This is a genomic window from Stenotrophomonas chelatiphaga (assembly GCF_032054965.1).
Lineage (GTDB): Bacteria > Pseudomonadota > Gammaproteobacteria > Xanthomonadales > Xanthomonadaceae > Stenotrophomonas > Stenotrophomonas chelatiphaga.
Genome location: NZ_DAMBRS010000002.1, coordinates 178,302 through 198,162, shown reverse-complemented (window position 1 = coordinate 198,162; position 19,861 = coordinate 178,302). Strand labels below are relative to the sequence as shown.

Below are 19,861 nucleotides of genomic sequence, written 5' to 3'. Positions count from 1 at the left end.
CGTGGCGGGCCATCAGCCGGTCGCCCAGGCAGGCGTACCGGGAACATAGGGCACCTCGCCGTCGTAGCGGCCCGGCACGGCGACGTATTTGAGCGCCTCGGTCGCGCCGACTTTCGAGGTAAAGAAACTGAAAATGGTGAGTTGCTTGATCATGGTGAAGTAATGCGGAATTTTCTCGCCCGCCTCAGCGGTGCCGGTTTCGCTTACCTCGGCAACGCGTTTCCGGGCTTCAGCATCCAGGCCGCGCAGCAGTTCAGTGCGGTCGCCCGCGACGAGCGACACGAATCCACCACCGGCGCGTTTATCGATATCGGCCAGGCCGGCGCGGAACGCTGCCTGCTGCTCGGCGGTGTAGCAGTCGCTGACGAACCGTGCCATGAACGCACCTGCGCCGGCGTCCTTCGCGCCCGGCGTGCCGGTGCGCGGCAGGATCGTTTCGGCGATCTCATCCAGCGTGGCGATATCGGCGGCGGAGAAGGCGGCCCTCGGCCCCGCGGCGGGTGCCTGTCCGTGGACCAGCGCAGGCAGGCCGACCATCGCCGCGCCGGTGGCGGCGACGATCATCTTCAGCAGTTCACGGCGGTCCATCACAGGTTCCCCGCTTTCAGTTCGCGCACCGCGTGGTCGGCCGCGCGCGCGGTCAGGGCCATGTAGGTCAGCGAAGGATTCACGCAGGCGCTGGACGTCATGCAGGCGCCATCGGTCACGTAGACGTTGGGGGCGTCCCAGACCTGGTTGTGCTGGTTCAGCACCGAGCTCCTGCGGTCACGGCCCATGCGCGCAGTACCCATCTCATGGATGCCCTTGCCCGGCGCGTAATCGTTGTCGTGCATCTCCACGTCCTTGACTCCGGCGGCCTCCAGCATCTCGGCGGCATCGGCGGCCATGTCCTTGCGCATGGCCGTTTCATTCGCGCGCAGGGACACGTCCATCGCCAGTACCGGCAGCCCCCATTTGTCTTTCCTGTCGCTGTCCAGGCGGATCGTGTTGTCGTGATGGGGCAGCATTTCACCGAACCCGGTCATGCCGATGCGCCAGTCGCCGGGCAGGGTCAGCGCGTCCTTCAGCTCGGCACCGATGTTCAGCTCGGCGATCTCGCGCGACCAGCCGTTGCGGCTCGCCCCACCCTGGTAACCGAAGCCGCGGGAATAGCCACGCTTGTCATTCGTGCCGACGTTGCGGAATCGCGGAACGTAGAAACCGCAGGGACGACGGCCGAAGTAGTACTTGTCATCGTATCCCTCGACCCGGCCGGAGGCCCCCGCGCCGAAATGGTGGTCCATTACGTTGTGGCCCAGTTCGCCGGACGAAGAGCCCAGCCCACCGTCCCAGACATCGGTGGCCGAGTTCATCAGCAGCCAGCTCGAATTGAACGAAGACGCGTTGAGGAAGATGACGTTGGCGGTGTACTGGTAGGTCTGTCCGTTTTCGGCGTCGATGATCTCCACGCCACGCGCCCGCTTGCGGTCCTTGTCGTACAGCACTTCCTTGACGATCGAGAACGGCCGCAAGGTCAGGTTGCCGGTCTTCATCGCGGCCGGCAGCGTCGCCGACTGGGTCGAAAAATACGCGCCGAACGGGCAGCCCAGGATGCATTTGTTGCGGTACTGGCAGTTGACGCGGCCCTGTTCGACCTTGGGCTGGGTGATGTTGGCGGTGCGCGAGTGGATCATGTGCCGGGTGCCGCCGAATGCCTTCTTGATCCGCGCGGCCACGTCCTTTTCGACGATGTTCAACGGGATCGGTGGCAGGAATTCGCCGTCCGGCAAAACATCCAGCCCCTCGCGCGTGCCGGCGATACCCGCGAACTTCTCCACGTGGTCATACCAGGGCGCGATGTCGGCGTAGCGGATCGGCCAGTCGGTGGCGATGCCGTCTTTCAGGTTCGCCTCGAAATCCAGGTCCGAAAGGCGATAACTCTGCCGCCCCCACATCAGCGAGCGGCCGCCCACGTGATAGCCGCGGAACCAGTCGAAGCGCTTGGTCTCGATGTAGGGCGAGTCCTTCTCATCGGCCCACATGCCTTCCAGATTCTCGGCCAGGCCGTAATCGCGCATCAGTACCGGAAAGTCCGCTTTCATTGCCTGGGTGGGCCGGTTGCGGTGCGGGAAATCCCACGCCTCCTTCATCGCGTTGACGTAGCCCTTGACATGCTCGATGTTGCGTCCGCGTTCGAGCATCAGCACCTTGAGGCCTTTCTCTGTCAGTTCTTTCGCCGCCCAACCGCCACTGATTCCGGAGCCGACGACGATCGCGTCGTAATGATTGTCTGCCATGGGTCTTGCATCACCTTGGTGGATATCGTTTCAGACGTCGCAGAGGCGTATCGCCTCGCGCAGCGAGCCGACGGGGTCCGGCGCCGCAGGCATGAATTCCTGCGCCAGATACCCATCGAAACCGGTGTCGCGGATCGCGCGACAGATGGCGGGGTACTGCAGTTCCTGCTGGTCTCCAATCTCGTGCCGGCCAGGCACGCCTGCGGTGTGGTAATGCTTGAAACATGCGTGATGCCGGCCGATGGTGGCAATGATGTCGCCCTCCATGATCTGCATGTGGTAAATGTCGTAGAGCAGGCCGAAATGCGCCGAGCCAATCCGCTGGCACAATTCAACGCCCCATGCGGAGTGGTCGCACAGATAATCCGGATGATCGACCCTGGAGTTCAGCAGCTCCATCACCAGCACCACGCCGCGCTTTTCGGCATGACCGAGGATGCGCTTGAGTCCTGCTTCGGCATGCGCGATGCCCTGCTGGGGGTCCATGCCGTTTCGATTGCCGGAAAAGCAGATCAGGTTGCGATAGCCGGCATCGGCCACCAGGTCGATATGCCGCGTGTAGCGCGCCACCAGTTCATCGTGGAACCGGGGGTCGGCGAAGCCTTTTTCCAGGCTGATTTCTGCGCCGTTGCACATGGAGCTGTAAACGCCATGGGCCTTCAGCGTGGGCCAGTCCTCCGGGCCGACCAGGTCGATGGCGGCAAAGCCGATGTCCCTGACCGTCTGGCAGAGCTGGGCTACCGACTGCTGCGGGAACGTCCAGCGGGCGACGGCGTGCTTCAGGTTGCCCTTCAGCGGAGCCGCAGCGATGTCCGCGGCGCGCGCGGACAAAGCGGTTGCGGCACCCAGGCCGACGCTGCCGGCGGCGACGGCCATGCGCAACGCGTCCCGTCGCGTGAAGCCCGGAGCCGGGCCCGGTCCGTTCGAATGGATGGACATCCACCTGCCGGCCTCCCAACCGGTTTCAAACGCTCTCGATTGCGGCAATGCAATCGATTGCACCATAGAGGAGGCGTTTGTTTTATTGCAAGACGCAGTGCACGAAAACGCGTGCTGCAGGGCACAACGTGGCGCGTGCGCGGGATCTTCGACAGATCCATCGGACACAAAAAAGCCCCGTCAAAACGGGGCTTTTTCAGACGGTCTTACGACCTGCAGCATTCCATTGATCAGAACGGGATATCGTCGTCAGCGAAGTCGTCCATCGGCGGCGCCTGCTGCGGCTGCTGCTGCGGGCGCTGCTGACCGTAGCCGCCGCCCTGACCCCCCTGGCCGCCCTGGCGCTGACCACCACCGCCACCGCCGCCGTATTCCTGGCGCGGGGCCTGCTGGCGCTGCGGACGATCACCGCCGTAGTTGCCACCGCCGCCGCCTGCTCCACCGCCGCCGCCGCCTTCACCGCGACCGCCAAGCATCTGCATTTCGTCGGCAATGATGTCGGTGGAATACTTTTCCACGCCGTCCTGGCCGGTGTACTTGTCATAACGCAGGCTGCCTTCGACATACACCGAGCTGCCCTTGCGCAGATATTCACCGGCGATTTCGCCGAGCTTGCCAAAGAACACCACGCGGTGCCATTCAGTACGCTCCTGCTGGTTGCCATCCTTGTCCTTGCGGACGCTGGTGGTGGCCAGGCTGATGCGGGTGATGGCCATGCCGCCCTGGGTGTACTTCACGTCCGGGTCGTTGCCGAGGTTGCCGACCAGGATGACTTTGTTGATGCCACGCGCCATAGGAGTGTTCTTCCGTTGTCCGGGGACGGTCCGGGCGGGCCCTGGGGGCGCCGGCGCGGGACCGCCCCAGTGAATTGGGGGGATTGCAGAACGCCCCATGTTACCACCGGACGGGCCTTGGACTTGGGTGGGATCGGGTCGTGCGGGGTCGGGTTTCTACCCGTGTGGGGCTCCCGCCGTGCGGGGTTTGGCGGCAGGAGGTTTCCGGGCGGCGGCGGCGGCGACGGCCTGCGGCGGGATTCCGCCGAGGGTGGCTCGGCGCTACAGGGCCATGGAGGGCGTTGCGACTGTTGGCCTGCGTTGGGATTTCGCCGAGCGTGGCTCGGCGCTACCCGCTTACGGGCGGCGGCACCGGTAGCGCCGACCCATGGTCGGCGTCGCGGACCTGCAGATTGCAACTTTTCTCATAGCCGCTCGGGATCGTTCCGCGCAGGATGACGGGGCTGGTCCAGAAGGGCCAGCGGGGATCACAGTCCCCAACTGAGTAGTTCCCCCCCGCGCTTTGCCCGTGCTTGGAGTCAGGGCAGAGTATGCATCGCCCCGTCGGTTCCATGGCGGGCGGTGCGCGGGGGTCTTCGGATCCGCCGGATCATTGGGGGGGTTTGCTCAGCCGGTACTGTGACCCGCACCGTCCGCCACCTCGTGCTCCGGCGCGGGTGGCTTTCCGGCATGGCGCAAACCAGCGACCCGCGACAGCCCATGGCATCATGAAGGCCGTCATCCCAGCGCCGCGTTCATGACCATCAAAGGCAAAGCCACGTCCCTGGACATCGCCCACCTGGCCGGAGTTTCCCAGCCCACGGTGTCGCGCGCCCTGCGTGGCAGCCCGATGGTCAATGCCGAAACCCGCCAGCGCATCATCGCCATTGCCCGCGAGCTGAACTACAAGGTCGACAAGAACGCCTCCAGCCTGCGCCTGCGCAATGCCGGCACGCTGGCGTTGCTGTTCTTCGAAGACCCGACCACCGACGATTCGCTGATCAATCCGTTCTTCCACGCGATGCTGGGCTCGATCACCCGCGCCTGCGCGCTGCACGGCCGCGATCTGCTGGTGTCGTTCCAGCAGCTGTCCACCGATTGGCACACCGATTACGAAGACAGCAACAAGGCCGACGGCATCATCCTGCTGGGCTATGGCGACTACCACGAATCGCTGACCCGCCTGCAGCGGCTGGTGGAACAAGGCACCCACTTCGTGCGCTGGGGCGCCGCCCTGCCCGGCCAGCCCGGCGTATCGATCGGCAGCGACAACTATCAGGGCGGCTTTGACATCACCGCCCACCTGCTGGACCAGGGCTGCACCCGCATCGCCTTCCTCGGCCATGCCTCCAGCCATTACCCGGAGTTCCAGGAGCGCTATCGCGGGCACGTGGCGGCGCTGGAAGCACGCGGCCTGGTGGCCGACCCGCAACTGCAGGTCGATGCCATCACCACCGAAGAGTACGGGCAGACCGCCTGCGAACTGCTGCTGACACGCGGCGTGCCGTTCGATGCCATCTGCGCGGCCAGTGACCTGATCGCCATCGGCGCGCTGCGCGCCCTGCGCGAACATGGCCTGCGGGTACCGCAGGATGTGCGCGTCACCGGGTTTGATGACATTCCACTGGCCGCGTCGGTATCGCCGCCGCTGACCACCGTGGCGCAGGACACCAAGCAGGCCGGTCAGCTGCTGGTGGAGAAACTGCTGGCACTGGTGGCCGGTGAAACCGCCGAAGGGATGAGCATCCCGGTGAAACTGGTACTGCGCGAATCATCGCAGCAACGCTGAAGGAACAGGGACGACGGTTACTGCAGGCGCCGCGTAACGCGCGCGGCGTGCGTCAGCGCTGGTCCATCGTGCGCGCCCACGCGGACGAATAGAGCAAAATGCAGACCGCGATCGCGGCAGGCGGCAGACCGGCGGCCAGCGTGTACAGCCAACGGTTGCGCCCGAGCGCCTGTGCGGCCTTGCCAAGATGGTAGGCCACGACGAGGTTGCACACCAGCAGCGGCAACACGGCCAACTCACTCATGAAACCGAGTGCATCCAGTGCCAGGCCGAGCACCAGCACGCCGATGAACTGATAAAGCAGGAGCGTTCCGGCCGTCGAGACGTGCTTCATCGCCAAGGCGCCGGATGTCGGGGCGGCGACCATTACGCGAAATCCTTCAGAATCTCGCCCACACCCGCCGGCGAAATCTCAAAGCCCAGCGTGGTGCCGGGATTGATCACCACGCCATAGCCGCCCGGTACGCGACGCAGCACGTCGAGCATCAGCCAGCGGATCTGGTGCGGGGCCTGTTCGGAATGGAAGCCGACGCGCGCCGGATCGGTGAACACGGCAACGTGCAGCACGCCCTGCTTGTCGAACAGCAGCGGGTCGAAACCGGTGCCATCGGGGGTGACCAGACTGCCGGTGACCAGCACCACCTCGGAGGCGACGAAGGCCTGCATGAAGGCCTTGATCGGCAATTGGCCGGCCATGGCGGTCTGCAGCAGGGTTTCGATCGGGGTCTGGGGCGGAAGGTCGGTCATGGCGGGTGGAGCACGGCGAGCGGAAGCGTGATTGTACCCAGCGTCGCGACGCAGATGCCCGGTAGTGACGGCCGCTGGCCGTCAGGGCGGAGGGCTGGGCTGATGTGGTGGGTGATTCAGGAGCAAGAGCCTGACGGCCAGCGGCCGTCACTACCAGGAGCAAGAGCATGACGGCCAGCGTCCGTCATCGCCGGGTCAGGGGGCGGCTAGTCTGCGGGTGCGGGCCTGCTGGTCGGCCATGGCGCGGTCGAGTTCGGCCTGCAGGGCTTTCTGCTGCACGGGGGCGTCCAGTATGTAGACCTTGATGCCGTGCGCGGGGACGTCGGCCTTCAGCGAGGCGGACACCTGCAGCGTGCCGCCGTCCAGCGCGTCGCGCCAGGTGCCGGCCTGCAGGTAACGCTTCACTTCGATGCGGGCCACTGCATCGCCCTTGTTCAACAGCACCAGCGCGGTCTGGTTGACCCCGCCATGCTGCAGCACGCGGAAGAACACCGCTTCGTTGCCTTGCAGGCGCTCGTTGACCTGCAGGCCGCGCTGCAGTGCCGGGGTGGCTTCGCGCAGTTTCGCCACGCGCTGCAACGGGCCGAAGATCGGGCTCTGTGCTGCCGCATCCACGCGCTGCTGGCCGAAGTAGGCACGGTTGCCGGCGTGCTCGGCGCGGCCGCGCATGAAGCCGGTTTCCGAGCCGTAGTACAGCACCGGGATGCCGCGCGCGGTGAACAGCCAGTTGTTCGCGTCGATGAAGCCGGCATCGCTGGCATCCAGCCGCGGCATGTCATGGTTGTCGTAGAAACTCATCAGCTCGTACGGATTGGCGTACGGCCCGCCCAGCAGGTGCAGCGGCTCGGCCAGCGTTTCGAAGCCCTTCTGCTTCAGCCCGAAGGTTTCTTCCATCGCCCCGCGCGAGGGGAAATCCAGCACGCTGACGTTGGCGTTCGCCGGCCAAGTGTGCTCGGCGATCTTCGCCGCGTCGTAGTCGAACGCTTCGCCGAACATGAACATGCCCGGATGCTCGGCACGCACGCGGCGCACGAACTCGTTCCACCACGGGTGCGGCAGCCAGCCGATGGTATCGATGCGCAGCGCATCCACGCCCTGCGCGGTCCACTGCAGGTAGGCGCCGACCAGGTAATCCATCACCGCCGGGTTGTGTTCGTTGAAGTCGCCGAGCTCGGCCAGGTTGCCATCGAAGATCGAGCCCTTCGACGCATCCACCGGCCCGATGTTGTTGTAGAAGGCGTGCAGCGGATTGTGGCTGGGATCCAGCTGCTGAGGCGCGAGGTTTTCGTGGTCGGCGATCAGCCTGCCGTCCTTGTCGAAGATCTGCCCGAACTGGGGCTGGCGCACCGGCATGGTCCACGACGGCGAGCCGTGGTTGCCGACGATATCCAGCACCACCTTCAGCCTGGCCGCGTGCAGGCCCTTGGTGAAGTCGGCGAACTGCAGGCCGGCGCTGGGCAGGTGCTCGTCCACCTTGTAGAAATTGGTGCCCCAGTAGCCGTGGTAACCGGTCTTGCCGCGGTCGGTCAGGGTGCTGGTGCAGCTGATCTCCTTGCTGCCGGTGAAGGCCTGGTCCGGGTTGTCGACGATGGGGGTGATCCACACCGCGCCGAAGCCCAGGTTGCGGATGTAGTCCGCATTGTCCAGCACGCCCTTGAAGTCACCGCCGAGGTAGCCGATGTTGCCATCCACCTTGTCCGGGCACGGTACCGGGATGTCGAACGTGCGGTGCGCACCGCCCTGGTCGCGGTGGTCATTGGACGGGTCGCCGTTGACGAAGCGGTCGGTGACCACGAAGTACACCGCATCGCGCGCGAACGGTTCGGTGGTGCCTACGTAGTCCGGGCGCGGGGCGGCGAGCGCCTGGCCAGCGAACAGGGCGAAACCTACAGCAACAGACAGACGCACATGCATCACACCACCTCCGGACGGGACGGAACACGCAGCACGCACAGGCCGGCCACGAGCAGGCTGCAGCCGCCCAGCACCAGCACCTGCATCGGCTGGCCACCCAGCCATGCGCGCAGGGCAAAGCCGAGCGCGCTGGCGGCCACCAGCTGCGGGATCACGATGAAGAAATTGAAGATGCCCATGTACACGCCCATCTTCGCCGCCGGCACGCTGTCCGACAGCAGGGCGTAAGGCAGGGACAGGATGGAGGCCCAGGCAAAGCCCACGCCCACCATCGACAACAGCAGCCAGTGCGGATCGTCGATGAACATCATCGACACCAGCCCCGCCCCGCCCAGCCACAGGTTGACCAGGTGGCTCCAGCGCAGCCCGATGGCGCGCACCATCAGCGGGATCAGCAACGCGGCCAGCGCGGCGAAGCCGTTGTACGCACCGAACAGCACGCCGACCCAGTTGGCGCCCTCGTTGTAGGCGGCCGACTGCGGATCGGTGGAGCCAAAGTGGGTGCCGGCCACTGCGGCGGTGGTGTAGATCCACATGGCGAACAACGCGAACCAGGAGAAGAACTGCACCCACGCCAGCCGCCGCATGGTGCCCGGCATGTTGCGCAGGTCATCGACGATGGTCGCCAGCATGTGTGTGCCGGGCAGCACGCGCGCCACGCCCAGCAGGGTGCCGTAGGCCGCACACAGGCCGGCCAGCACGTACAGCATCTTGTCCCCCCGCTGCCAGGCGATCAGCGCTGCCAGCACGATGCCCACCAGCAGCCACAGCGCGATCTGCGCCCACGGTGGCACGCCGCGCGCGGCCACCGCATGGGCATGCGGCGGCTCGGCATCGGCGAAGCCGGCCAGCTCGGTCGGTGAGTATTCGCGCGTGCTCAGCACGGTCCAGGTGATCGCCGCCAGCAGCACCACCGCACCGAAGTAGAACGCATAGCGCACGGTGTCCGGCACTTCGCCCTGGGCGGCGGTATTGGCCACGCCGAAGTGGGTCAGGATGAAGGGCAGGAAGCTGGCGACGATGGCGCCCACGCCGATGAAGAAGCTCTGCATGGCAAAGCCGGTCGGCCGCTGGCGCGGCGCCAGCTGGTCACCGACGAAGGCACGGAACGGCTCCATCGACACGTTGATGGACGCATCCAGCACCCATAGCGTGCCCGCCGCGATCCACAGCGTCGGCGAGTTCGGCATCACCAGCAACGCCAGCGTGGTCAGCACCGCGCCGATCATGAAGAACGGACGGCGGCGGCCCCAGCGCGTCCAGGTGCGGTCGGACAGATAGCCGACGATGGGCTGCACCAGCAGGCCGGTCAGCGGCGCGGCGATCCACAGCCCGGGCACCGCTTCCATCGACGCACCGAGCGTTTCGAAGATGCGGCTGGCGTTGGCGTTCTGCAGCGCGAAGCCGAACTGGATGCCGAGGAAACCGAAGCACATGTTCCATATCTGCCAGAACGACAGCTGCGGTTTGTCGGGCCGGACGACGGCAGGACGGTTCATGGGCGGTCTCCTGCCAGGGCGGCGATCGGCGACAGCAGCAACGCCTTGACGTCTGCAGTGTTGAGCACGCCCGCGCGACCGCCCTTGCCGCCGGTGTAGTGGGCAAAGTGCTGCAACGCGCTCATGTTGAAGCCGTCCTGCAGCTGGAACGTACACGTACCGGCGGGCAGATCGAACTCGGCGGCGGTGGATTCCTGCACCGCCACGCTGTGCGGCATCACTACGGTATGCAACTGCGCGGGCTGTCCGGCACACCTGACGGCGAGCTGCTTCACTGCCGCGGTGACCCCGGTATTGATCGGCCCGTTGGGGTTGTTGAACTGCAGCCGCAGGCGTACGCGACCGGCAGCGGGCTGCGTCCACGACCACGCCTGCGCGCCGGGCAGGCGCTGCTGCGGGCCGACGCAGGTGGTCGGGCTGTGCAGCGATTCCAACGCGTCCGCGCGGCGGGTCAGGCTGAGGCAGTGCTGCAGGCCGTCGTCGGCAAAACGTGCCACGCCATCGTGCGCGTCGACTGCGGCACCATCGTGCCACAGCACGTGCTGGGCGGGGACGGGGATGGTCCAGGCATTGCCCTCCCGCTTGGCCGAAGGCGCGGCTGGCGTGGCGGGTGCATAAGCGGCCGCAGCTGGGTGAGCCGGCGCGGGGTCAGCGCCCTTTCGCTTTGCGAAAGCATTCTGACCCCTTTCAGGTACCAGTTGCACGGTGGTGGTGGCACCGTCGCGCTGCGTCTTTCCGGCAACCAGCAGCTCACCCTGCATCTTCTCAGGCTTCAGCAGCACGTAGCGCTTGCCGTCCATCTGCAGCGTGATCCGGTCCCGCGTGCCGAACAACTGGAGCACCAGCGCGACCGGCAGCTTGGGTTGTACCTGGCCGTCGGCTTCCACGCCGAACACGCCCTGCAGCACCATGTCCAGGTAGCCGGCGACCGACCACAGCTGGCGTTCGGAGTTCACCACCGGGCCACTCAGCGCGCCTTCGTCGACATGGATCTTCTGCGTCAGCAGCTCGTAGTTTTCCATGTTGGAACCGGCCAGCGCGGCACCGCGCATCAGCGATTGCACTTCGCTGGTGATACGCGGTGCATCGTCCAGCAGCCGCGCGGCGCGCAGCGAATACGCACTGACAAACGGCCAGATCGCGCGATTGTGGTAGACCGGCTGGTTGCCTTCCTGCGGCCACACCACCGGGCTGCCGGCCGCACTGGCCGGATACGCCGCCAGTGCACGGCGCGCGCGGTCGGTCGGCAACACGCCGGCCAAGACGCCCAGCGAGGTCGCCAGCAGATCGTACTTGGCGTAGGGCACAGGGTGCGCCGCTTCGCCGATGTAGCTCATGTACTGTCCGGCGTCTTCGCGCCAGAAGCGTGCGTCGATCCGCGGCCCCAGGGCATCGGCCCAGGCCTTGTACTGCGCCGCGCGCGTGGCATCGCCGCGCTGGCCCGCCAGCTGCTCACCCAACCGCAGTGCCTGGTAGTGCAGCACGTTGGTGGACAGCGCGAACGAATCGCCGATGAAGCGCACGTCTTCGCGGGTCCAGTCCGGATAGGTCTGCTCGCGCCAGTCCAGGAACGAGGTCTCGCCGCGGTACAGGCCGGTGGCCGCGTCGAACACCATGGCACGGTCCTGCGCCAGCGTGCCCTGCAACGCCTGCCAGACCTGGTCGGCGAAGGCGCTGTCGTCCAGCAGGTGGCGGGCAGCGAGGAACCACACGATGCGGTCGCTGCTGATCGGCCAGCTGCCACCGGAACCGGTGTCCTGGGCCACGAACAGGCCGGGGGTCATGCCATCGCGCGCTTCGGACAACTTGAACTGCAGCGACTGCCGGGTGCGTTGCGGATCCAGCCGTGCCAGCGCCAGGTCGGCGGCGAAGCTGACATCGCGCGTCCAGACATACGGCCAGTTGGCACCGGTCTTGAAGCACTCGCACGGCACCGGCCGGCCTTCGTCGAAGGACGGATCGCGGATCGCATCCACGCGGTCCTGGTCCATTTCCTGCTGCGCAAGCGCGAACAGGGCATCGAACATCGGGCTGGCGGTGTCGCTGCGCATCGGCTGCGCGGCAATGCGCAGCTGGCGATCCGGCGTGTGCAGCACGAAGCCACCACCGGCCACGGATTCAGCGCGCGCGGTGCGACCCTCGAATTCCAGGTCGGCGGCATGCGCGGCCGAACCCAGCGTCGTCGCGATGGCGACGGTCAGGCAGATCATCTTCAGCATCGAAGCGGACGACCGGCTTGCGCCCGTCACCCTCCCTCCCTCTTTGCATGTTGTAGGTCCCCGCTTGCCAGGCGGCCGGCAGGGGCGCAACGCCTCCCTCAAGGCATCGTGCGGACATGGTAGACGGCAGGCGCGGGAGCTGCCCTGCCTGCATACGTATTCATGGGCTGCCGCGTCTGGCCTCCCGGCCGGCTGGGCTATGGTCGGCGCAGTTCCTGCATCGCCCTGGGAGGGGAAATGTCGCTGTTTTCGTTGTTGCTGCGTGCTCGCCGCGCGCCCTGGCTGGGCCTGGCCCTGCTGCTGGCCAGCCCCGTGTTGCTGGCTGCCACCGTGCCGTCGGCCAGCGTCGAATCGCCGGGGAAGATCCTGAAAGTGACGCTGCAGGTGGACGGCGGCACCGCCCGTTACCAGGTGCAGCGACTCGGCGATACGGTGGTGGACGCCTCCAAGCTCGGCTTCGAGCTGCGCGATGGCCGGCTGGACCGCGATTTCGAAATCACCGGCAGCAGCACCCGCCGCTTCGATGAAACCTGGGAACAGCCCTGGGGCGAGCGCCGGCTCACCCGCAACCACTACAACGAACTGACCGTTTCCCTGCGCCAGACCACCGGTGACAGGCGCCGGCTGGACGTGGTGTTCCGGGTATTCGATGACGGTGTCGGCTTCCGTTATGTGTTCCCGCAACAGCCTGGACTGGCCGAGGCGATCATCGATGAGGAGCTCACCGAGTTCGCCATCGCCCAGCACTCCACCGCGTGGTGGATCCCGGCCGGCGAACCGATCCACTATGAATACCTGTATGCGCGCACCCCGCTGCAGGAGGTGCCGCTGGCACATACCCCGATCACCCTGCGCAGCGACAGCGGCCTGCACGTGGCCATCCACGAAGCCGCGCTGGTGGACTACGCCGGCATGTGGCTGCGCCGCACCGATGGCCAGCGCCTGCGCGCGCAGCTTTCCCCGTCCGCCGAAGGCTGGAAGGTGCGCCGCGCCCTGCCCTTCGCTACGCCGTGGCGCACGCTGCAGATCGCCGACCGCGCCGGCGGGCTGGTCGAATCGGACCTGATCCTCAACCTCAACGAGCCCAATGCGCTGGGCGATGTCAGCTGGGTCAAGCCGTCCAAGTATCTGGGCGTGTGGTGGTCGATGCACCTGGACGAGGAGAGCTGGGCCACCGGCCCGCGCCACGCCGCCACCACGGCGAAGACCAGGAAGGTGATTGATTTCGCCGCCGCCAACGGCTTCCGCGGCGTGCTGGTGGAAGGCTGGAATCCCGGTTGGGATGGCAACTGGGTGGGCAACGGCTACGACTTCGACTTCACCCGCGCCACCCCGGACTTCGACATCGAGGCGCTGTCCGCCTACGGGGCGAAGAAGGGCGTGCACCTGGTGGGCCACCATGAAACCGGCTGTGCCATCGACCACTACGAGGACCAGCTGGGCGCGGCGCTGGACCTGTACGCGCGACTGGGCGTGGATTCGTTCAAGACCGGCTACGTCTGCGATGACGGCCAGGTCGACCGGCGCAACCCGGCCGGTGGCCCCCTGCTGCGCGAATGGCACGACGGCCAGTTCATGGCCCGCCACCATTTGAAGGTGGTGCAGGAAGCGGCCGCGCGCAGGCTGGCGGTCAACCCGCACGAGCCGATCAAGGACACCGGCCTGCGCCGCACCTATCCGAACTGGGTATCGCGTGAAGGGGCGCGCGGCATGGAGTACAACGCGTGGGGCCAGCCGCCCAATCCGCCGGAACACGAGGTCAACCTGGTGTTCACCCGGATGCTGTCCGGGCCGATGGATTACACCCCCGGCGTGCTGTCATTGAAGGGCCGCCATGGCCAGGCCATTCCCAGCACGCTGGCCCGCCAGCTGGCGCTGTACGTGGTGCTGTACAGCCCGATCCAGATGGCCGCCGACCTGCCCGAGCATTACCTGCAGCACCTGGACGCTTTCCAGTTCATCAAGGACGTAGCGGTGGACTGGGAACAGAGCCGGGTGCTGGACGGCGAGGTCGGCGACTTCGTCACCATCGTGCGCCGCGACCGCAACAGCCGCGACTGGTTCCTCGGCAGCATCACCGACGAACACGGCCGCGTGCTGCCGGTGTCGCTGGGCTTCCTGGAACCGGGTGTGCGCTACCGCGCGGAGATCTACCGCGATGGTGACGGGGCCGATTTCCGCAGCAATCCCTTTGCCTTCGCGCGCGAAACCCGGGAAGTCACCAGCGCCGACGCGCTGACCCTGGTGCTCGGCCCCGGCGGTGGCCAGGCGATCCGCTTCACCCCGCTGTGAAGGGCGGGACGCCAGACGCGGTCAGGTGGTGACGGCCGCTGGCCGTCTTCAAACACCACGCGCTGACGGCCAGCGGCGTCACTACCCACACCCTGTCGCTGTGCTGACCAACATGTAATCGCTTACACCGCGTGTCGCTGCATTGAATACGTATGCAGGCTGATTCCAGCGCGCGGCGCGCTGCATACCATAGCGTCGCAGTCAGCGGCCACCGTGCCGCGACCCGTATCGGCAGTGCCGGCGCGGACCACAACTAGATTCGGCAACATTGCCTGGGAGGGGAAAATGTCGAACCACAAGCGCAACGCGCTGTCATTGGCGCTGGCCGTCGCACTGTCACCGGTACTCGCTTTCGCGCAGTCCACCACGTCCACCACCGCCAGCGGCCAGACCGGCAGCGGCGCCACCAACCTGGACGCGGTGCAGGTCACCGGCATCCGTCGCGGCATTGAAAACGCCATCGCGGTGAAGCAGGACGCCACCTCGGTGGTGGAAGTCATTTCCGCCGAAGACATCGGCAAACTGCCCGACGTCAGCATCGCCGAATCGCTGGCCCGTTTGCCCGGTCTGGCCGCCCAGCGCGTGGCCGGCCGTGCGCAGGTGATCAGCGTGCGCGGCCTGTCCCCGGACTTCGCCACCACCCTGCTCAACGGCCGCGAAGTGGTCAGCACCGGCGACAACCGCAGCGTCGAATTCGACCAGTACCCGTCCGAACTGGTCAATGGTGTGACCGTGTACAAGACCCCCGACGCGGCACTGGTCGGCCAGGGTCTGTCGGGCACCATCGACATGCAGACTGCCCGCCCGCTGAGCTTCCCGGACCGCGTGATCGCGGTCAGTGGCCGCTACCAGAAGAGCTCGCTGGGCGACGCCGCCAACGTGGATGAGTTCGGCAACCGCATCAGTGCCAGCTACATCGACCAGTTCCTGGACAAGACCCTTGGCATTGCCATCGGCTACGCGCACAGCGACAACCCGATCCACGAAAACCAGGTCGGCCTGTACGAGCCGTGGACCACCGAACACACCGACAACGGCAACCGTCCCGGCCTGGCACCGGGCGTGACGTTCAGTGACGGCATCAAGGCGCTGCGCCGCACCGGCAACAACAAGCGCGACGCCTTCATGGCGACCGTGCAGTTCCGCCCGAACAACAGCTGGACGAGCACGCTGGACGCGTTCCATACCGACGCCGAGCAGATCGACACGGCCAACCAGTTCGAGGTCAATCTCAGCAACTTCAACGGCGGTTATACGCCGGGCCTGCTGATCACCAACCCGCAGGTCGGCGCCGACGGCACCTTCCAGGGCGGCACCGCCACCGGCGTCTATCCGCTGGTGCGCGGCATGTACAACAAGCGCGAAGACAAGATCGATGCGTTCGGCTGGAACAACGAGTTCACTTTCGGCAACGGCGTCAAGCTGGTGGCCGACGTGAACTACTCCAAAGCCACCCGCGATGAGCTGAACCTGGAAAACAACCTGCAGCTCACCCCCATGCCGCAGCTGGACAGCGTGGGCGTGGTGGTGCGGCCCAACGGGTTCTCGCAGATCAACCCGGGCCTGGACTATTCCAATCCGGATGCGCTGTTCCTGACCAACACGATCTACGGCTCCGGCTACGGCAAGGTGCCACAGGTGGAAGATCGCCTGAAAGGCGGCAAGATCGCGCTGACCCTGCCGGCACCGGAGGCCCTGTCCAGCTGGTTCGCCGACATCGATGTGGGCGTGAATTACGCTGATCGCCGCAAGCAGAAGACCCAGGCCGAAGGCAACATCCTGCTGGGCGCGCAGGGCGATGCCAATGTGGCGTCCGACCTGCAATACCGTCCCGTCAACCTGGGCTTTGCCGGCATCGGGTACATCCCGGCCTGGAACGTGCCGGCCGCGGTCGAGCGCTACATGGAGTTCAACCCTGTCACCGACCTGGACTATCTGATCCCGAAGTCGTGGACGGTGCAGGAGAAGATCACCACCGCGTGGCTGCGCGCCAACATCAACACCGACATCGGCGTGGTCGGCGTGCGTGGCAACATCGGCGTGCAGATGCAGCACGTGGATCAAAGCTCGCAGTCCAACTACTTCGATCGTTCGCGTCCGGTGGGCCAGGAAGTGCTGCCGATCGACGACGGCAAGACCTACAAGGACTGGCTGCCCAGCTTGAACCTGGCCTTCATGTTCCCGCACCAGCAGACGCTGCGCTTTGCAGCCGCCAAGCAGGTGGCGCGTCCACGCGTGGACCAGATGCGCGCCGGGCTGGAGTTCGGCGTGGACACCGCCACCGGTCGACCGGGTGGCAGCGGCGGCAACCCGCTGCTGGATCCGTGGCGCGCCACCGCCTTCGACCTGTCGTATGAAAAGTACTTCGCCGAGCGTGCCTACGTGGCCGCCGCGGTGTTCTACAAGGACCTGAAGAGCTACGTTTACACCCAGTCGGTGGATGACTACGACTTCAGCGATCTGTTGGCCAGCTATGTGCCGCCGCCGGGCATGGTCGCGCCGGTGCTGCCGACCGGCACGTTCTCCTCGCCGCAGAACGGCAAGGGTGGCACCCTGCGCGGCCTGGAGCTGACCGCTTCGCTGCCGCTGGACATGTTCACCGATGCCCTGCGTGGCTTCGGCGTGCAGGCCAGTGCCACGTTCAATGACAGCGACATCGAGATCCTGGATCCGGAAAGCGCGTCCAGCGTAGGCAGCGATCCGATCGCACTGCCGGGCTTGTCCGATCGCGTGTACAACCTCACCGCCTACTTCGAACGCAACGGGTTTGAAGCACGCGTGAGCCAGCGTCGCCGCTCGGACTTCATCGGCGAGATCGGCAACTTCAATGGCAACCGCACGCTGCGTTACGTGGTGGGCGAGAACGTGACCGACGCGCAGATCAGCTACACCTTCAGCGACAGCAGCTCGCTGGCTGGCCTGACCGTGCTGCTGCAGGGCACCAACCTGACCAACGAACCGTACCGCACCTACGCAGGCACCACCGATCGCCCGCTGGAATATGTGGAATGGGGCCGCACCTACATGCTGGGTGTGAACTACACGTTCTGATCCACCTGCCAGGTCGAGGACAAGGGGCGCCCAATGGGCGCCCCTTTCCATTTGCACATGTCAGTCACAGCGGAAGCCGAGCGTCCCGCCGCAGTTCTGGAAGAGCGGAACGTTGACCAGACGTGTCGAGGTTCTGTTCTGCTGGCGGCTACCGTCCGGGCGCGCACAGAGGGCATGGATCGCACAGATGTCGTTGGCAAAATGCGCCCAGTGCAGATCACATCCCTGCGAGGACGCCGGCGACTGCTTGAAGGCATTTGCGCAGGCGGCATGGTCACTGCGCGGGACACCGCTACGTTCTCCCGATGCAAGGGCTGCTGGGGGCAGGATGGCTGCAACAGACGCCAGGACGAGGACACAGCTCAGGATGGATTTCATGAGACACCTCACGTTGATGAAGTGCCAGTGTCGAGCGCGGCCGTGGCGCGGTCTCTGCACCATTCTGCAAAAAGGGATTCGAATTCGACGCGCTGCGGACAGGATTCACCACCACGCCCTATCGAACCTCGGCGCGCCAGCCGCGCGCAAAAAAGGGACGCCGCCTCTCGGCAGCGCCCCTGAAATACCACCAACGGAGAAAACAATCAGCCGATGCGTCGTGCGCAGTACACCGCGTGCGCAGGCAGTGCCAGCTCGGTGCCATCCAGCGAACCAGCATCCGGGCCGGGCACGTCCATGGCCTGCCACGCGCCCTCTGGCAGCAGCTGCCGCGCTGGCAGCGAAGACAGGTTGAAGGCCAGCAGCATCACTTCATCCCCCAGCGTGCGTTCGAACAACAGCACCGGCTCGGCGCTGTCCAGGAAGCGGATATCACCGTGCAGCAGCACCGGCTGTGTGCGCCGCCAGGCCAGGAAGCGACGGAACGCCGACAGCACCGAATCCGGCTGTGCTTCCTGCACGGCAACCGCGCGCGACTGATGGTCGGCCGGGATCGGCAACCAGGGTTCGCCGGTGGTGAAACCGGCCAACGGCGCATCGATCCACGGCAACGGCGTACGGCAGCCGTCGCGTCCCTTGAAGTTCGGCCAGAAGGTGATGCCGTACGGATCCTGCAGGGCCTCGAACGGGACATCGGCCTCGCCCAGCCCCAGCTCTTCGCCCTGGTACAGGCAGATGGACCCGCGCAGCGAACACAGCATCGCCACCAGCATGCGCGCCAGGCGCGGATCGGCCGGATGCCCGCCCCAGCGGGTCACTGCACGCTCCACGTCGTGGTTGGAAATGGCCCAGCACGGCCAGCCCTCGGTCATCGCCGTTTCCAGCCGCGAGACCGTATCGCGGATGTAGGCCGCGCTGTAGTCGTCCACCAGCAGTTCGAAGCTGTAGCCCATGTGCAGGCGCTTGGCGGTGGTGTACTCGGCGGTGGTGGCCAGCGAATCCTCCGAAGAGATTTCGCCCAGGCTGACCGCGCCCGGATACTGGTCCAGCAACGCGCGCAGCTCCTCCAGGAACGGCAGGTTTTCCGGCTGGGTATTGTTGAAGTAGTGGTACTGGTAGGCGTACGGATTGTCCGGACTGAAACCGCGCCCGACCCGCTTGTCCGCCGGCTTGGGTGGGTTGTCGCGCAGCTGCCGGTCATGGAAGCAGAAATTGATCGCGTCCAGGCGGAAACCATCCACCCCGCGATCCAGCCAGAACCGCACGTTGTCCAGCGTGGCCTTCTGCACCGCCGGATTATGGAAATTCAGGTCAGGCTGGTCGGCCAGGAAGTTGTGCAGGAAATATTGTTCGCGCCGCGGCTCCCACTGCCAGGCCACGCCACCGAACAGTGACATCCAGTTGTTCGGCGCAGTGCCGTCTTCGCGCGGGTCGGCCCAGACATACCAGTCCGCCTTCGGATTGGTGCGGTCCTGGCGGCTCTCGCGGAACCAGTCGTGTTCGATCGACGTATGGCTCAACACCTGGTCGATCATCACCTTCAGGCCCAGCGCATGCGCCTTGGCCAGCAGCCGATCGAAATCGTCCAGGTTGCCGAACAGCGGATCCACGTCGCGGTAGTCGGCGATGTCATAGCCGAAATCGGCCATCGGCGATTTGAAGAACGGCGAGATCCAGATCGCGTCCACCCCGAGCGCGGCGATGTAGTCCAGGCGGTCGATGATGCCGGGCAGGTCGCCGACTCCATCGCCGTTGGCATCGAGGAAACTGCGCGGGTAGATCTGGTAGATGACGGCGCCGCGCCACCATGGCGTATTGGACATCAGGCCCCCCTCCGGGCTCTGTGGGCCCCTGCGGAAACACGGGCCGGAATGCAGCTGAGGAAGCTTAGCCTCGGGCCCTGCGGCATGGTGCCGGCTGCATACGTATTCACGGCTCACGGAGCGTTTCCGCGACTGATCCAGTCCACTCGCCGGCCCCGCCG

At 66.0% G+C, this 19,861-nt stretch carries 14 protein-coding genes; 3 read left to right on the top strand and 11 right to left on the bottom strand.

Features of this window, described 5'->3' with window-relative positions; all coding sequences use genetic code 11:
- Nucleotides 1-12: 12 nt before the first annotated feature.
- The 4 genes from RTX79_RS05435 to RTX79_RS05420 all read right to left on the bottom strand — a co-directional run bounded on the left by RTX79_RS05435 (nt 13) and on the right by RTX79_RS05420 (nt 4,009).
- On the bottom strand, nt 13-588 hold the full coding sequence (locus tag RTX79_RS05435; protein WP_312682487.1) for a gluconate 2-dehydrogenase subunit 3 family protein: 576 nt from the start codon (nt 586-588) through the stop codon (nt 13-15).
- On the bottom strand, nt 588-2,276 hold the full coding sequence (locus RTX79_RS05430; RefSeq protein WP_312682485.1) for a GMC family oxidoreductase: 1,689 nt from the start codon (nt 2,274-2,276) through the stop codon (nt 588-590). The genes RTX79_RS05435 and RTX79_RS05430 overlap by 1 nt, the downstream gene beginning before the upstream one ends.
- A 30-nt stretch (nt 2,277-2,306) precedes the next feature.
- Nucleotides 2,307-3,215, bottom strand: a complete 909-nt coding sequence (locus tag RTX79_RS05425; protein WP_312682483.1) for a hydroxypyruvate isomerase family protein — start codon at nt 3,213-3,215, stop codon at nt 2,307-2,309.
- A gap of 230 nt (nt 3,216-3,445) precedes the next feature.
- Entirely contained in the window at nt 3,446-4,009 is a 564-nt protein-coding gene (locus tag RTX79_RS05420; protein WP_057509070.1) for a single-stranded DNA-binding protein, read from the bottom strand.
- 736 nt (nt 4,010-4,745) lie between these two features.
- Between RTX79_RS05420 and RTX79_RS05415 the strand changes: the two genes are divergently transcribed.
- The gene (locus tag RTX79_RS05415; RefSeq protein WP_312682478.1) at nt 4,746-5,777 is read left to right on the top strand and encodes a LacI family DNA-binding transcriptional regulator; all 1,032 of its coding nucleotides are present in this window, start codon (nt 4,746-4,748) and stop codon (nt 5,775-5,777) included.
- A gap of 52 nt (nt 5,778-5,829) precedes the next feature.
- Here the strand turns inward: RTX79_RS05415 and RTX79_RS05410 are convergent, their stop codons facing one another.
- The 5 genes from RTX79_RS05410 to RTX79_RS05390 all read right to left on the bottom strand — a co-directional run bounded on the left by RTX79_RS05410 (nt 5,830) and on the right by RTX79_RS05390 (nt 12,156).
- On the bottom strand, nt 5,830-6,144 hold the full coding sequence (locus tag RTX79_RS05410; RefSeq protein WP_312682476.1) for a hypothetical protein: 315 nt from the start codon (nt 6,142-6,144) through the stop codon (nt 5,830-5,832).
- Entirely contained in the window at nt 6,144-6,524 is a 381-nt protein-coding gene (locus RTX79_RS05405) for an SseB family protein (RefSeq protein ID WP_312682475.1), read from the bottom strand. The genes RTX79_RS05410 and RTX79_RS05405 overlap by 1 nt, the downstream gene beginning before the upstream one ends.
- 195 nt (nt 6,525-6,719) lie before the next feature.
- The gene (locus RTX79_RS05400) at nt 6,720-8,438 is read right to left on the bottom strand and encodes an alpha-amylase family glycosyl hydrolase (protein WP_312682474.1); all 1,719 of its coding nucleotides are present in this window, start codon (nt 8,436-8,438) and stop codon (nt 6,720-6,722) included.
- Entirely contained in the window at nt 8,438-9,937 is a 1,500-nt protein-coding gene (locus RTX79_RS05395; RefSeq protein WP_312682473.1) for an MFS transporter, read from the bottom strand. The genes RTX79_RS05400 and RTX79_RS05395 overlap by 1 nt, the downstream gene beginning before the upstream one ends.
- On the bottom strand, nt 9,934-12,156 hold the full coding sequence (locus RTX79_RS05390; RefSeq protein ID WP_312682471.1) for a Six-hairpin glycosidase-like protein: 2,223 nt from the start codon (nt 12,154-12,156) through the stop codon (nt 9,934-9,936). Before RTX79_RS05390 ends, RTX79_RS05395 begins: the two co-directional genes overlap by 4 nt.
- A 237-nt stretch (nt 12,157-12,393) precedes the next feature.
- Here RTX79_RS05390 and RTX79_RS05385 point away from each other — a divergent pair, with 237 nt between their 5' ends.
- Complete coding sequence (locus tag RTX79_RS05385; RefSeq protein WP_312682469.1) at nt 12,394-14,448, top strand: glycoside hydrolase family 97 protein; 2,055 nt, start codon at nt 12,394-12,396, stop codon at nt 14,446-14,448.
- 285 nt (nt 14,449-14,733) lie between these two features.
- Entirely contained in the window at nt 14,734-17,499 is a 2,766-nt protein-coding gene (locus tag RTX79_RS05380; RefSeq protein WP_312682467.1) for a TonB-dependent receptor, read from the top strand.
- Nucleotides 17,500-17,559: 60 nt separating this feature from the next.
- Here RTX79_RS05380 and RTX79_RS05375 read toward each other — a convergent pair whose 3' ends face one another.
- Both RTX79_RS05375 and RTX79_RS05370 read right to left on the bottom strand, forming a co-directional pair.
- On the bottom strand, nt 17,560-17,877 hold the full coding sequence (locus RTX79_RS05375) for a hypothetical protein (protein WP_312682465.1): 318 nt from the start codon (nt 17,875-17,877) through the stop codon (nt 17,560-17,562).
- 206 nt (nt 17,878-18,083) lie between these two features.
- Nucleotides 18,084-19,700 (bottom strand): alpha-glucosidase, encoded by a 1,617-nt coding sequence (locus tag RTX79_RS05370; RefSeq protein WP_312682464.1) that lies wholly within the window; start codon nt 19,698-19,700, stop codon nt 18,084-18,086.
- Nucleotides 19,701-19,861: the final 161 nt, after the last annotated feature.

Bases quoted from the DNA above. Each gene is read 5' to 3' on its own strand.
- RTX79_RS05435 (WP_312682487.1), bottom strand. From the start codon at position 588: ATGGACCGCCGTGAACTGCTGAAGATGATCGTCGCCGCCACCGGCGCG.
- RTX79_RS05370 (WP_312682464.1), bottom strand. From the start codon at position 19,700: ATGTCCAATACGCCATGGTGGCGCGGCGCCGTCATCTACCAGATCTAC.
- RTX79_RS05430 (WP_312682485.1), bottom strand. From the start codon at position 2,276: ATGGCAGACAATCATTACGACGCGATCGTCGTCGGCTCCGGAATCAGT.
- RTX79_RS05375 (WP_312682465.1), bottom strand. From the start codon at position 17,877: ATGAAATCCATCCTGAGCTGTGTCCTCGTCCTGGCGTCTGTTGCAGCC.
- RTX79_RS05390 (WP_312682471.1), bottom strand. From the start codon at position 12,156: ATGCTGAAGATGATCTGCCTGACCGTCGCCATCGCGACGACGCTGGGT.
- RTX79_RS05420 (WP_057509070.1), bottom strand. From the start codon at position 4,009: ATGGCGCGTGGCATCAACAAAGTCATCCTGGTCGGCAACCTCGGCAAC.
- RTX79_RS05385 (WP_312682469.1), top strand. From the start codon at position 12,394: ATGTCGCTGTTTTCGTTGTTGCTGCGTGCTCGCCGCGCGCCCTGGCTG.
- RTX79_RS05410 (WP_312682476.1), bottom strand. From the start codon at position 6,144: ATGGTCGCCGCCCCGACATCCGGCGCCTTGGCGATGAAGCACGTCTCG.
- RTX79_RS05425 (WP_312682483.1), bottom strand. From the start codon at position 3,215: ATGTCCATCCATTCGAACGGACCGGGCCCGGCTCCGGGCTTCACGCGA.
- RTX79_RS05405 (WP_312682475.1), bottom strand. From the start codon at position 6,524: ATGACCGACCTTCCGCCCCAGACCCCGATCGAAACCCTGCTGCAGACC.
- RTX79_RS05400 (WP_312682474.1), bottom strand. From the start codon at position 8,438: ATGCATGTGCGTCTGTCTGTTGCTGTAGGTTTCGCCCTGTTCGCTGGC.
- RTX79_RS05380 (WP_312682467.1), top strand. From the start codon at position 14,734: ATGTCGAACCACAAGCGCAACGCGCTGTCATTGGCGCTGGCCGTCGCA.
- RTX79_RS05395 (WP_312682473.1), bottom strand. From the start codon at position 9,937: ATGAACCGTCCTGCCGTCGTCCGGCCCGACAAACCGCAGCTGTCGTTC.
- RTX79_RS05415 (WP_312682478.1), top strand. From the start codon at position 4,746: ATGACCATCAAAGGCAAAGCCACGTCCCTGGACATCGCCCACCTGGCC.